This window comes from Moorena sp. SIO4A5 (genome assembly GCF_010672005.1).
In the GTDB taxonomy this organism is placed as follows: Bacteria; Cyanobacteriota; Cyanobacteriia; order Cyanobacteriales; family Coleofasciculaceae; genus Moorena.
This window is the reverse complement of the sequence record NZ_JAAHHZ010000030.1, coordinates 1-12627: the sequence shown is the minus strand read 5'-3', so window position 1 is coordinate 12627 and position 12627 is coordinate 1. Positions and strand designations below refer to the sequence as shown.

At 41.8% G+C, this 12627-nt stretch carries 11 protein-coding genes; 4 read left to right on the top strand and 7 right to left on the bottom strand.

Going from position 1 to position 12627, the window contains the following annotated elements:
- Positions 1-35: 35 nt before the first annotated feature.
- The 3 genes from F6K57_RS11215 to F6K57_RS11205 all read right to left on the bottom strand — a co-directional run bounded on the left by F6K57_RS11215 (position 36) and on the right by F6K57_RS11205 (position 2969).
- Positions 36-593 (bottom strand): ElyC/SanA/YdcF family protein, encoded by a 558-nt coding sequence (locus F6K57_RS11215; protein ID WP_293024394.1) that lies wholly within the window; start codon positions 591-593, stop codon positions 36-38.
- Positions 594-1487: 894 nt separating this feature from the next.
- Positions 1488-2141 carry a DUF2301 domain-containing membrane protein gene (locus F6K57_RS11210; protein ID WP_293024395.1) on the bottom strand — a complete coding sequence of 218 codons (654 nt, stop codon included), beginning with the start codon at positions 2139-2141 and terminating at the stop codon, positions 1488-1490.
- 36 nt (positions 2142-2177) lie between these two features.
- Positions 2178-2969 (bottom strand): SAM-dependent chlorinase/fluorinase, encoded by a 792-nt coding sequence (locus F6K57_RS11205; RefSeq protein ID WP_293067488.1) that lies wholly within the window; start codon positions 2967-2969, stop codon positions 2178-2180.
- A gap of 284 nt (positions 2970-3253) precedes the next feature.
- Between F6K57_RS11205 and F6K57_RS11200 the strand changes: the two genes are divergently transcribed.
- Entirely contained in the window at positions 3254-3898 is a 645-nt protein-coding gene (locus tag F6K57_RS11200; protein ID WP_364302353.1) for a DUF1361 domain-containing protein, read from the top strand.
- Between the two features lie 143 nt (positions 3899-4041).
- Here the strand turns inward: F6K57_RS11200 and F6K57_RS11195 are convergent, their stop codons facing one another.
- The 3 genes from F6K57_RS11195 to gmd all read right to left on the bottom strand — a co-directional run bounded on the left by F6K57_RS11195 (position 4042) and on the right by gmd (position 8919).
- Positions 4042-6225: a polysaccharide biosynthesis tyrosine autokinase gene (locus tag F6K57_RS11195; RefSeq protein ID WP_293067485.1), complete on the bottom strand. Its 2184-nt coding sequence runs from the start codon at positions 6223-6225 to the stop codon at positions 4042-4044.
- 492 nt (positions 6226-6717) lie between these two features.
- Entirely contained in the window at positions 6718-7662 is a 945-nt protein-coding gene (locus F6K57_RS11190; RefSeq protein ID WP_293024400.1) for a GDP-L-fucose synthase, read from the bottom strand.
- Between the two features lie 177 nt (positions 7663-7839).
- A complete protein-coding gene (gene gmd, locus F6K57_RS11185) occupies positions 7840-8919 on the bottom strand; it encodes a GDP-mannose 4,6-dehydratase (RefSeq protein WP_293067481.1) in 1080 nt (359 codons plus the stop codon).
- A 794-nt stretch (positions 8920-9713) separates the two neighbouring features.
- Here gmd and F6K57_RS11180 point away from each other — a divergent pair.
- Positions 9714-9947, top strand: a complete 234-nt coding sequence (locus tag F6K57_RS11180) for a hypothetical protein (RefSeq protein WP_293024404.1) — start codon at positions 9714-9716, stop codon at positions 9945-9947.
- A gap of 314 nt (positions 9948-10261) precedes the next feature.
- Positions 10262-11224, top strand: a complete 963-nt coding sequence (hpsE, locus tag F6K57_RS11175; RefSeq protein WP_293067477.1) for a hormogonium polysaccharide biosynthesis glycosyltransferase HpsE — start codon at positions 10262-10264, stop codon at positions 11222-11224.
- 244 nt (positions 11225-11468) lie between these two features.
- Here hpsE and F6K57_RS11170 read toward each other — a convergent pair whose 3' ends face one another.
- Positions 11469-11816, bottom strand: coding sequence for a hypothetical protein (locus F6K57_RS11170; RefSeq protein WP_229415186.1), 348 nt, complete (start codon positions 11814-11816; stop codon positions 11469-11471).
- Between the two features lie 210 nt (positions 11817-12026).
- Between F6K57_RS11170 and F6K57_RS11165 the strand changes: the two genes are divergently transcribed.
- On the top strand, positions 12027-12627 hold a 601-nt coding region (locus F6K57_RS11165; protein ID WP_293067474.1), incomplete at its 3' end, for a DUF3370 family protein.

Sequence of the window (12627 nt, the reverse complement as noted above, 5' to 3'; positions counted from 1 at the left end):
CCAATTAATAATTGCTATAGCAGTTTTGGCAATATTCAAACTTTCAAACTTACAACTTGAGCATAGAGATAAGCGATTGTTTCAGACATGATTGACCGCACTCCTTGACTAGAAACCCACCACTGTTTTGGTTCATAGTCAAGGGAATTAGCAGCTATTGCTCCAACTTTAATCTCAGGACCAAGAACTTGCTTAAATAGCATCCAACTTCTGCGAGTATGAACATCAAATGAATAAAGATTAATAGACTTGATTGATTCATCTGAGGTTAATAGCCACTCCCGTAACGCCTGAGCCGATGCTAACGTACGATTTACATTAACATCTGGTGCTGGAACAGCAACTAGTTTATCTGGCTCAAAACCCAGTGCGATAAACGTTGCCGCAGTCAATTCAGCATAGCTTTTATACTCTGACAGATAATATCCTTTACGCAGAGGAAGGCCAGTGGTGATTATTTTTTGATAATTACCCCGATCAAATTCTTCCATGGCACCTTTTAAGGCATAGTCCGGTAGCCATCCTTCTACTACTAATGCATCAGCGTTAATGGGAGAAGTAATCGATAAAAATGGGTGGATATGAGTTAACATAAAGAGACTACAGGTAATAATCAAAAAAGTATTCACAAACCATCCTTGAACCGTTAAACCCCACTGTTTTCGCCTACATACTAAACGCATGATTGGGACTTTTAATGAAAAATTATCTCGTCAATAGTCACTAGTCATTAGTAACCACAAATAAATGATATTGTGGTCACTAATGTACGGTATAGTCTACGGTAGAGAAAACCGTGGTCACCTAATCACTGATGACTAATAATCACTGATGACTAATAAGGTCTATAGCGCTTTTTAAGCTAGTAAGGTACAATTTTTTGGGTTTATAGGGAGCAGGGACTGAGGCCGTGGGCCACGCGGGGCGCGTTCGGAGCAGGGAGCAGTAAAGTCAGAAGAAAGAAAAGGTAAAAAATCCGGTGTACCTCATTAGGCTAAAAACCGCTATAGAGCATCTCACTTTTCTAGTACTTACCAATCAAAGTCCCATCTGTCCGGATTATTTTAAAAAGGATGATCGTCAGTCCCCTTGCTTCCTTCGTTTATAGTCTTGTTTTTTGGTAATTCGTAAAATCACTAGCAGCTTATTAATTTCCTACACGTTTGTAAGCATTCAGCCGTCAGCTGTCAGCTATCATGCTTAAAATAAACCTCGTTCCCGTAGCGTGCCCATCGCGCAAACAGGAGATTTAATAGTTCGAGATTAATGAAAATTGGAGTAAGCATTCAGCAGTCAGCGGTCAGTGGTCAGCTTATTTGATGCAAAAGCACCGATTAGTAGCCTGAGCACAGACCTTTGGCTGATAACTGATAACTGATAGCTTATAGCTGATAACTGATAGCTGATAACTGATAGCTGATAACTGATAGCTAATAGCTGATAACTGATAGCTGATAGCTGATAGCTGATAGCTGATAGCTTATAGCTTACACACGCTTCTTTTTGAGATACTCAAAAACCGACTTATCACCAATATCATCTGGAATCGGTTGCAATACTTTACGCAGGGCAAACACCATAAACAAAACCGCCCAGAGTCCTAGCAGAATCATCTCCCAATCTGTAGACCAAAATCCAACTATATGTCCCAGTAACAGCATGGGTACTAGGGGAGTTAGGAATTTAGTTTCCAAGCGATTAAAGCAAAATGCTTCCTTGAAATAAATTCCGGTTAACGCTGCAAAGGTAAAACCAATTCCGAATAGAGAAATAGGATGGTTATAAATGTATAGAGCAAGGGGCTCATTGCTGGAAAATGCCAGTGCAATTGAGGCAATGCAACCGATGCCCCAAAAGATTTGTAGTAGGCGGTGCAGGGGAGCTAGATAAATATGAATGGTGACTAAGCTAACCCCTAGGGCAAGGCAGAATAAGCCATAAAGAGGAGTCAGGACATTTAAAATACTTGGGCTAGCTCCTCGCAATAGAATTAAATTACTGGCGATCGCAAAGCTCAAGGCTGCTACCACTAAGCCAGCGCGGTAGATAACTACGCCAATGCGATCGCTTTCGGTAATGGTAAATTCGCCAAACTGACCTTGGTAAACTACCGGTTCAGATGGTTGTAGTGATGTGGTCATAATATCCTGGAAAGGAACTCGGTACTAATTATTATTCTAATTTTTAATGCTTAATTCCACTTTATCTCCCCAATCCAGCTGTAATTGAGACTTAGCACTCCCACCGTTAACAGCGATTTCCACCCAACCATGACTACCAATTAGGGCAACGAACTCTCCAAGTTGGCAATTGCTATAGGTTTGAGTATGGGGGATAATGCGATCGCTTATCTTAACAGACCAAGTTTTGCCATCAACCTCAGCCCCTGGGATATTAGTGATTAAATTGCCAAAATGGTCAACATATTGGATAGAACCAATAATCCCATCATCGGTTAGTGTTTTTGTTAGTATATCTAGCGTTACCAAAGTGTTTGGCTCAATTACCTCTCCCAAGCTTTCGATTGGTAAGCCACTAGCCAAGTGAGCTCCAACACTAGCAAAGATATCTCGACCATGAAACGTAGTGCTAGGATTTATAGTGCGCCAGTAGGCTGAGTTGGTTAGCTCAACTGCTGCCATGACTGGGTATTGCTCCAAAATTCCACTGAATAGCCCATTATCTGGACCGACCAAGAAACCCTGTGAAAGTTGGATAGCGATCGCTCTTCGGTGACTGCCGACTCCTGGATCAACCACCGCCACATGAACTGTCCCCGCTGGAAAGTAGGGATAAGCATTGATCAAATTAAACCGAGCAGCGGCTAGGTTTTGAGGGGGGATGTGGTGAGTCAGGTCTACTATAGTCAAAGTTGGGTTAACTTGGGCAATGACACCCTTCATCACACCCACATAAACATCTTGTAAGCCAAAATCACTCAGCAGAGTAATAATCCGATTCTGAGGCATGGTTATCTCAAATCCAGTTGACTGATGATCATATCCCTTCTCGGGTAATCGGTAATGGGTAATGAGCCAGAATTGTTATGAGCTTCAAAGGCTTCCAACTTTAAACCTTAAACTTTCAACTTTCAACTTTCAACTTTCAACCGTCAACTTAAGGCTTAAGTATGAAGTATGACCTATGAAAGCTCAAGCTCAAAACTCAAAGCTGAACGGATGAGTTAGGATAAGGATTAAATTCAATACCACTTAACAAGGCTAATCTACCCTAGAGCAAAGGTTCACTAATCATGTCTATGGACACATTACTGACAGAGGTATGGAAAGCTTGGCATAGCCACAATGGCTGGATGGCTTGGAATTTGTTTCTAGCATCAATACCATTAGCTCTAAGTTTTTGGCTATTCCGGAGTAAATCTGGCTTACACTCCGGATTATGGTGGATAGGTTTAGCAGTTTTTATCCTATTTTTGCCCAATGCGCCCTATCTGCTCACCGATGTGATTCATCTAATTCAAGCCATTCGCAGGAATTACTCAGTATGGACAATTACTCTAGTTGTTATTCCCCAACATCTGCTAGTTATCCTAACCGGTTTTGAAGCTTACGTTCTATCTGTGATTAACCTAGGTGAGTATTTGCAGCAGCGAAGGTTAGGAAAGTTGATATTTTTAGCTGAGTTAATTACTCATGCTCTGTGCGCCTTTGGTATTTATTTAGGACGATTCCAACGGTTCAACAGCTGGGACTTAGTTGCTCAACCCAGTAGCTTAGCCAAGAGTATGATTCATGATTTAACCTCTAAAGGTCCACTACTAGTAATGGCCGTAACATTCGTGGTGCTGACAGTATTTTACTGGATGATGAAGCAAATAACCTTAGGAATTATGATCAGAATGCGCCACCAAAGTTCTGGCAGCGCAGCTTCTGGATAATAGATTCACAGCGTGCAAGGTTTTACGGCTGATTACATTCAGCCTTTTCCTGACTGATACCAAATCCGGTTCATATAGGTTACTTAACTAAATCATCAAATCAAGTCTAGGCAAGGACTTTGATTGTTTTGAATATAGTCTTATTAAACCGGATTTGGAATGACATCTGGCGTAGTATAGTTTTCCCTGTTGCGGTAGATATAGCCGTCAGGTTCGTTCTTGAAGATGACACCATTGGTAACTAACCCCAGAACATTTTGACCTGAGCTGTTGAGAATTTCCATAGCAGCATTAGCCCTGGCAGAATCTGTTTTTTCAGGTCGGGCTACCAGTAAAATGCCATCAGCCATTTTGCCCAAAATTGGGGCATCAGCCATACCAGCTAATGCTGGAGTATCTATGATAACGCAGTCATACTCTCGTGAGAACTTCTGCATCAGTAAAGCCATCTTCTGAGAGTCCAAAATAGCCACAGGATTTGGAGGAATTACCCCAGCCATCAGAACATCAAGACCAGTCATTACTTCCCGTTTAGCCTGATGAAATTGAGCCTCACCCACCAGAATATCACTTAAACCCAAGGAGTTAGTTAGTTCCCACAGATGATGTTGAGATGGATAACGCAGATCAGCATCGATTAGTAACACCCGGCGTCCTACTTGAGCCATAGCCGCAGCTAAATTAGCACAGACATGGGACTTGCCTTCCTTAGGAACAGAACTGGTTACTACAATCGATTGCAGTGGTCGATCAGAACTGATAAATTTCAGATTCGCTTGCAGAATTTGATAGGCTTCACCGACGACAGAGCGGGGCAAATCTCTTGGAAAAATGGGGAAAACATTCTGTTGAGACGATCCAGCAAAATAGCTGGTACTGACCAGCTTGCCGTAATCTGGAATCACCCCTAACAAGGTATATCTAAACAACTCTTTTAATTCTTTGAGAGTATGAACCGATTTGTCTAAGAGGTCGATCAAGAAAGCCGTAGCGATCGCAACTAAGATACCAGCAAAAGCTCCCCCTGCCAGGATCAGGTTGATGGGGATTTGAATCGGCTCTTCAGGAACGATCGCCTCTGAAATCACAAGGGCATTACCGACATTTTGATTTTCCGCAACTCTAGTTTCTTGTAGCTTGCTTAACAAAATTTGGTAAGTTGCTTGTGCAGCAGCTACCCGTCGCTCCAGTTCCCGCTGATTCTGCTCTAATTTCGGTAGGACTCTAGACCGCTCTTTGTAAGACGACTGAGTATTCCTCAGAACAGCTAGTTGGCTAGTCAGCCCTAAACGCTGTACCTCGGACTGAACCAGTTCTGCAGTCAGTTGTTGCTGGATTGGTCCAAACTCTAACAAACTCTTAACCGGTGGCGCTGATTGTTGGCTACCAATGACTTGTGCTATTCGCTCTTTTAGTAATTTTAATAGTGCAGCTTCCTGAAAAGCCAACTGAGCCACTGTTGGGTATTCATCGTTGAAGCGGGTGCGCTCCACTGCTAACTGAGCTTGTATCTCTTGGAGTTGTTTCAGTGCATCCTGCACCCCAGTAGATTGCCTTAAAGACGTAGCTGCCACAGCTTGCTGTGTATCCAGACCGATCTTATTGCGCAAGCCCTTAGACTCAGCATTTATCTGTGCTAACTGAGCCTGAAGTTGAGAAATTTCGTCCTCTAATTTGGCAATCGACTCGACTGCAATGTTAGCTTCTTGTTGCAGGTCTAGTACTTTATTAGCTTCTTTGAATTTACGTAAATCCGCTTCTGATTGGCTGACAGTAGCTTCAACTTTTGGGAGTTGTTTCTCAATAAAGTCACGAGCAGCGACAGCTTCCGCTCGGTTAGTTTGGAGATCATTCTCTATGTAAACCTTAATCAGTGTGTTAACGATCCTTTCTGCCCAAGTAGGATCAAAGGATTCATAGGAAATAGTTAAGATGTCTGTCCCCGGAATTGGTTTGACACTGAGTTCTTTTAAAATGAACTCAGGAGAGATAAATTCACCGTTTTTATCCCTGAGGTTGAGAGTTTTGATGGTTTTTTCTATAATTGGTCTGGAAATAATAATTTCTACTTCCGTAGATAAAGGGTCCCTCTTGCGAGCCACATTATCAATAGTGCCAGTTGAATTATCAACCCCGGTCAAAGAAGAATTATCTGTCTTTAACAACAGTTGAGCTGCTGCTAAATAAACAGTTTTTTGAGAGAATGCATACCATGCTGCAAGACCAAAAAAACCAGCAAAGGCTAGGGTTGCTGGCAAAAAACGCCGTTTGAAAACTAGCCAGTATTTATGAAAATCTATTTCTTCTGAATAATCTATAGCTTCCATAATAATTGCTCAGGAAAAAATTTTAATAGTCACCGACAAAAAATTAGTAGATTACTCACCCTTTTTTCACCGTTAGAAGCTAGGTATTTTTTTTATAAATCTATCTATAGTTAGATGCTCTATAAATTAAAATAAATTATAATATTGATTGATTATACTTGATTAAGTTATTGTTATTAACAATCATCAAAAAAATACTATCATGTATATTTAGTTTTAGTGTTAATTTACCAAGTTTTTTTCGGTAAGGGGTAATGGGTTGGGAGTAATCACAATTCATCGTTGCCCTTTACTAATTACTAAACCTTACACTCTTAATGCTTCCAGACAGGATATAAATTGTATTTTGATTACTATTCTACTAAAGTCTGTCTGGCTTTAGCCTTCGAGGGCGAAGCATTTGTATACAAACTGGAACTGTTAGAGCTACTGTTTAAGCTACATATCCAGGTACAAATACTTCGCCCCTACCGACAATGGGTTTGGGTAGATTTAGCTAGCGTGTTGTCGATACCAGTCGATAGTATTCTTCAACCCCTGCTTAAACTCCATCTCAGCAGTGAAGTTAAACTCCTGCTTGGCTCGTTCAATATCCAGACAACGGCGAGGCTGACCATTGGGTTGATCAGTTTCCCAGACAATTTCTCCCTTAAATTCCATCAATTCGCAAATCAACTCAACTAAATCGCGAATTGAGATTTCATAGCCTGTACCCAAATTAACTGGCTCTGGCTGATTGTAATCCGTGGTAGCCATCACAATACCCCGTGCTGCATCGGTTGAGTAGAGAAACTCACGGGTAGGACTGCCATCACCCCACGCAGGCAATGTCATTTCTCCCTTTTGTTGGGCTTCATAGACTTTACGGATTAGAGCAGGGATTACGTGGGAACTGCTGGGGTCGAAATTATCTTCCGGACCATACAAGTTCACCGGTAACAGATAGATGCCATTGAATCCGTACTGTTGCCGATAGGCTTGTAGCTGGACTAAAAGAGCTTTCTTAGCAACCCCATAAGGGGCATTGGTTTCTTCGGGATAACCATCCCACAGGTTATCCTCTTTAAAGGGTACTGGTGTGAATTTGGGATAGGCACAGATGGTACCAACACAGACAAATTTTTCCACACCAGCTTCATAGGCGGCATGAATTAGCTGAGTACCCATCATTAAATTGTCATAGAATAGCTCAGCTGGCTTTTCTCGATTAAGACCAATGCCACCAACGTGAGCAGCAAGATGAATGATGATATCCTGCTGATCCACAGCTCTTTGACAGTTCTCTAAAGAACGCAGGTCATAATCAAGCGATCGCGGAATAGTAATCTTCTGTGCATCCGCTCCAGCTTTACACAACTGATCTACTACCTGACGTCCTAGAAATCCAGCTCCACCAGTAACTAGAATCCTCTTATTACTAAGATCTAAACTTTCCATTTATTTGTCATCCTTGCCTAGCTTTTGGAGAACTATCACCGTCTGGTGCATCGCAATGCAAGCAGGAATATACTAAGTCATTATTCAACACAAATCCTATCGATCCGGATTTGTGGTTGCTGATGTATTCGCTTGCACCAACGATGCTACCTTCACAGTCAGTCATAGACTAACGGATTAGTCAACCATTGTAGCTACACCTTGACGGATATAGGCTTGATCATTCAACGGTTTAGTACTCTTGCCGTTAGCGCTCGACAGACCCAAAGCTTGTAAATCCGCTTCTACCATTAAGGCTACCAACTCCTCAAAGGTTACAGATGGCTCCCAACCTAGTGCCTTTTTTGCCTTGGTGGGGTCACCAATCAGTATATCTACCTCAGCAGGGCGCAAATAACGCTCGTCAAACTCCACATAATTATTCCAATCCAGATTTACATATTTGAAGGCAATCTCTAAAAACTCCTTAACTGAGTGGGTTTCACCAGTAGCTACCACATAATCATCTGGTTTGTCTTGCTGGAGCATCAGCCACATGGCCTTGACATAGTCCTTCGCGTAACCCCAGTCTCGCTTAGAATCAAGATTACCCAGGTAGAGTTTTTTCTGCTGACCTCCGACAATTCGGGCAATTGCTCGGGTAATCTTGCGGGTGACAAAGGTTTCCCCTCGACGGGGTGATTCGTGGTTAAACAGTATACCATTGCAGGCAAACATGCCGTAGGATTCACGATAGTTTATAGTTTGCCAGTGAGCATACACCTTAGCACAGGCATAGGGAGAGCGGGGATAAAATGGAGTGGTTTCCTTTTGGGGTATGTCCTGTACCTTGCCAAACATCTCAGAAGAACCAGCTTGATAGAAACGCACGTCGATACCGGTGCGCTGACGATAGTCCCGAATCGCTTCCAAAAGTCGGAGAGTACCCATTCCCACCGAGTCAACGGTATATTCTGGGGAGTCAAAACTGACCCGAACATGGGATTGAGCCCCTAAGTTATAAATTTCCGATGGCTTAACCGCCTCTAAGATCCGGCGTAGGGTCACACCATCAGTCAAATCACCGTAGTGTAAGAAGAACCGTGCGTTTTGATTGTGGGGGTCTACATAGATATGGTCAATGCGATCTGTGTTGAAGGTGGAGGTCCTTCGGATAATACCGTGAACCTCATAGCCCTTTTCTAGCAACAACTCACTCAAGTAGGAACCGTCTTGACCTGTAATTCCAGTGATTAGCGCTCTCTTTGGTTCCGTCATTTTTTACTTTTCCTGTAACGTAATGTGGGCAATTTTGGTAGATATTGCTTCCCCAGAAAATCTCCCATGCAAACTGGGAAGTTTGCATAGGAGTTAATCATCACCAGCTTAACTCAAAAAATCATTTGTGGCTGTAGTGAATTTACCGTAAATAAACTCTCATCAAAAATTTCACATATTCTCCACAGAAAGTTTAAAATTATATATTCATAGAATTATTGAAATACTAAAATAGTGTTGACATGAATAAATTGTTGGGTTAAAAATTTGCTATTGTGTTTTTGATTTTAAACGATCAGGATATTTTTGTTTTTTTTAAGTTAAATTATGTTTTTTTTCCATGATAAGTAGTCGGACAAAAGTTTTTGGTGCTGTATAAAGTTTTGTAAATAGATCCAAAACCTTTTGGGGTAAAGGTTACACTGATTTTACAGTTTTTGAAACACTACCGTTTATTTATGTCCGACTACTTATAGAGCATATTAGTTTAATAAACGCTTCGCAAATAAGGCAGTATTATTGCCTATATTTCAGTAAAAAATATACCATATATGATGGTATATTGAAGGTTTAAAATTGACAAAAATATCTTTTTTTTGCAGGTGATAAGTTCTAAGTTATTATGATTATGTTCAGGTTAATCATAAAGATATATAAGCTCGTAATGAAATAAAATATGGTGTATAGTTTTTTAAACAAAATTAATAATTGATCAAAAATATACCGTTATAGCCTAGATTAAATTCACAAAATACTTAACGTTATTTTTTAAAAAAAAAATTTATTTTAGATAATTGCCAATCATAGATGTCAATAAATTATCTGAACACCACTTTATACGTCATGCAGTTTTACCAGGAATAACGGGACTTTTGCAAGTGTCCGGTCGTTCCGATATTACGTCTTGTCTTGATGCAGTCGCTCATGGCGCATGGGTCTGTGTGCGGAACCTGCGTCCGCACCGCTGTTTGCCCCGTGGAAACCCCCTGTTCCCTTGCTGCATCGCTTTGAAGAAGTGGTACATCTAGATACTTTGTACATGTAAAATTGGTCATTATGGCTAGATTTGAAGATTTTAGTAAAAACTGCCATAGTACTTTTCCAAAAAAAAAGGCGCTGACTAGTAACATCAGTTCGATATAACTAACTTTGTCCAGGAGTCAGGAGTGGGTAAAGGGTAGCATGGGCGCGCCTAGTGGATAAGCACCGTTTAAAGTATCGGTTAAATTTCCTAAAACAATAACAATTTCTATCCTCAGAGAGAGATAATTTTGTTCAACACTTGGGAATATTCACAATAATAATTAGTTAGGGTTATTTTTCTACACTGGAAAAAAAAACTATGGTTATGGAGTTAACTGTTGCCATCCCAACATACAATGGTCAGAAGCGTTTACCAGAAGTCTTAGACCGACTGCGAGACTGTTGCCAGCAAGACCAACTCAGCTGGGAAGTTATTGTTATTGACAACAACAGCACTGACGGCACTGCTAAGCTTGTTCAGGCTTATCAAGCCAATTGGCCACAGCAATATCCCTTGAGGTATTGTTTTGAACCGAAACAAGGGGCAGCTTATGCCAGATGCCGTGCCATTCAGGAAGCCAGAGGTGAACTAGTGGGTTTCCTAGACGATGACACGATTCCATCAATGTCTTGGATAGCTGCTGCTTACGCCTTTGGCAAATCTAACCCTACTTGTGGTGCTTATGGTAGTCAAATTCATGGTGTTTTTGAAGTCACTCCTCCACCAAATTTTGATAAACTTGCGCCATTTTTAGCAATCACTGAACGTGGCTGTGAGCCATTACTTTATGAACCTCACAAAAAATTACTACCGCCTTCAGCTGGGTTGGTTGTGCGAAAACAAGCTTGGTTAGAGAGTATGCCCTCTCGGCCTATTTTGACTGGGCGTACTAAGAGCAGTATGTTAACTGGGGAAGATTTAGAGATGTTGTCTCGTATCCAAGCTAAGGGCTGGGAAATCTGGTACAATCCTGCTATGGAAATTGAGCACAAAATCCCTAGCTGGCGTCTGAGACGTGAGTATTTAATTCCATTTTTCCGTGGGATTGGTTTAAGTCGTCATGTCACCCGGATGTTGAGTGTAAAACCTTGGCTAAGACCGTTGGCAACTCTGGCTTACATGACCAACGATTTGCGCAAAATTACCTTTCACTGGCTCAAACATGGTGGTGCTATCCAGTCTGATTTAATTGCAGCTTGCCAAATGGAGTTGTTTCTTAGTAGTCTATGGAGTCCTTTTTACCTCCTTAAACATGGGTATTTTGCTGACTATGATAACTAGTTAAAATAACTAGTTATTTTAACTTCAAAATGCTTAACAGGGGGAAGGAACTGGAAGAGGGAATTCATAAATTGCTCATAAATTGCTCATAAATTGTGATATCATACCGCAAATAGGCAATACCTAAAAATGCGATTATGGCCCGGTCGCTGCTACGCGATTGGCCGTAGGCCACGCTACGCGAACGCGAACGGAACATCGCGTTTTGCTGCTGACGTGGGATTTTCTTGAAATACTCACTGGTTTAAGCCGATTGTCTACTTATGACTAGCTCTGATAACTGATTTGAGTAGCGAGGGTGGAGCAACCCGAGTACCTCCTGTTTTTTGTAAGTGAGAGTCAAAGCATCCATAATCCCTTCCAGCCATCCTTCCCGATTTCTAAACAGCCAACGCTGTAGTTCTTTTAGGGGCATTCCAGCAACCGCCTCAGTGGGCAAAGCAGTTAGAATTTCCAGAGGGACAATAAAACCAAGAGACACTTCCCCATAGGTAACCATAGCTAATTCAGTTCCTGACTGCCAGCGTGTGCGATCAGAACGTGCCTTGGTGGAAAGTTGGGCAAGGGAAACTTGGTGGTAAAGAAAAGTCATAGTTATAGATTCAATATATTCCCATGCCATACTGGAAAATTCCAGCTGACATCACTAAAACTCAGAATTCCCAGTTAGCCAACACCTGTGACTAAAAACCTGTAACTAACAGAGTTTCTGAACTTAGCAGATGGCACCCTGATCCAAATCTTGGCCTGTTCGCGTCTTTATGGTTTAACCACTTTTGGTTTAACTAAAACCCCATTATCCATGCTGCCATTTTTACTAAATTTCACCCTGGCTCAAGCCACCCCAGCACCAACACCTCAAGTAGAAATCGTGCAACTCCAAGAAATACGCCCTCTACCAGGACAACTAGATAATGTACCCGTATTCAACAGCAACAGTCCCGAACTAGTACAGACTGAAGGAATTTTACTGTCCACATTTCCCCCTTCTGACAAAGGCAACCCAGGGGCTCACTTAAACTTTCCATTTCAAGGGCGCTTTGATATCTTTGCCCACCATGTTGCCAAAGCACCCACCCTAGAGGATTTGCGCACCCTTTATCTGGGGATTATCCTCTACAATCCGGGCAAAGAACCAGTAACAGTAGATATTATTGAGGCAGCTAGTTACCTGAGTCAGCCTGATGCACCATTTATCGAATTACCCTCCCAATTAGATAATTCGTCCGGTAGAGTTTATGCTGGGCCTGGTAGCCGAGTGATGAGTGATATCCTGCGTGGAGGTAGGCAAGACGGATTTCCTGCCCAATTGGTGATTCAGGCTCAGCAAAGCCGCATGTTGCTGAATCTGCCAATTCCAGTGCGAACCTTGACACCACCGATTAATGGTCGCTCAACGTTGA

Excerpts from the sequence above, each read along its gene's own strand:
- F6K57_RS11190 (WP_293024400.1), bottom strand. The coding sequence starts at position 7,662 with ATGGAAAGTTTAGATCTTAGTAATAAGAGGATTCTAGTTACTGGTGGA.
- F6K57_RS11195 (WP_293067485.1), bottom strand. The coding sequence starts at position 6,225 with ATGGAAGCTATAGATTATTCAGAAGAAATAGATTTTCATAAATACTGG.
- hpsE (WP_293067477.1), top strand. The coding sequence starts at position 10,262 with ATGGTTATGGAGTTAACTGTTGCCATCCCAACATACAATGGTCAGAAG.
- F6K57_RS11210 (WP_293024395.1), bottom strand. The coding sequence starts at position 2,141 with ATGACCACATCACTACAACCATCTGAACCGGTAGTTTACCAAGGTCAG.
- F6K57_RS11205 (WP_293067488.1), bottom strand. The coding sequence starts at position 2,969 with ATGCCTCAGAATCGGATTATTACTCTGCTGAGTGATTTTGGCTTACAA.
- F6K57_RS11200 (WP_364302353.1), top strand. The coding sequence starts at position 3,254 with ATGTCTATGGACACATTACTGACAGAGGTATGGAAAGCTTGGCATAGC.
- gmd (WP_293067481.1), bottom strand. The coding sequence starts at position 8,919 with ATGACGGAACCAAAGAGAGCGCTAATCACTGGAATTACAGGTCAAGAC.
- F6K57_RS11215 (WP_293024394.1), bottom strand. The coding sequence starts at position 593 with ATGTTAACTCATATCCACCCATTTTTATCGATTACTTCTCCCATTAAC.
- F6K57_RS11170 (WP_229415186.1), bottom strand. The coding sequence starts at position 11,816 with ATGACTTTTCTTTACCACCAAGTTTCCCTTGCCCAACTTTCCACCAAG.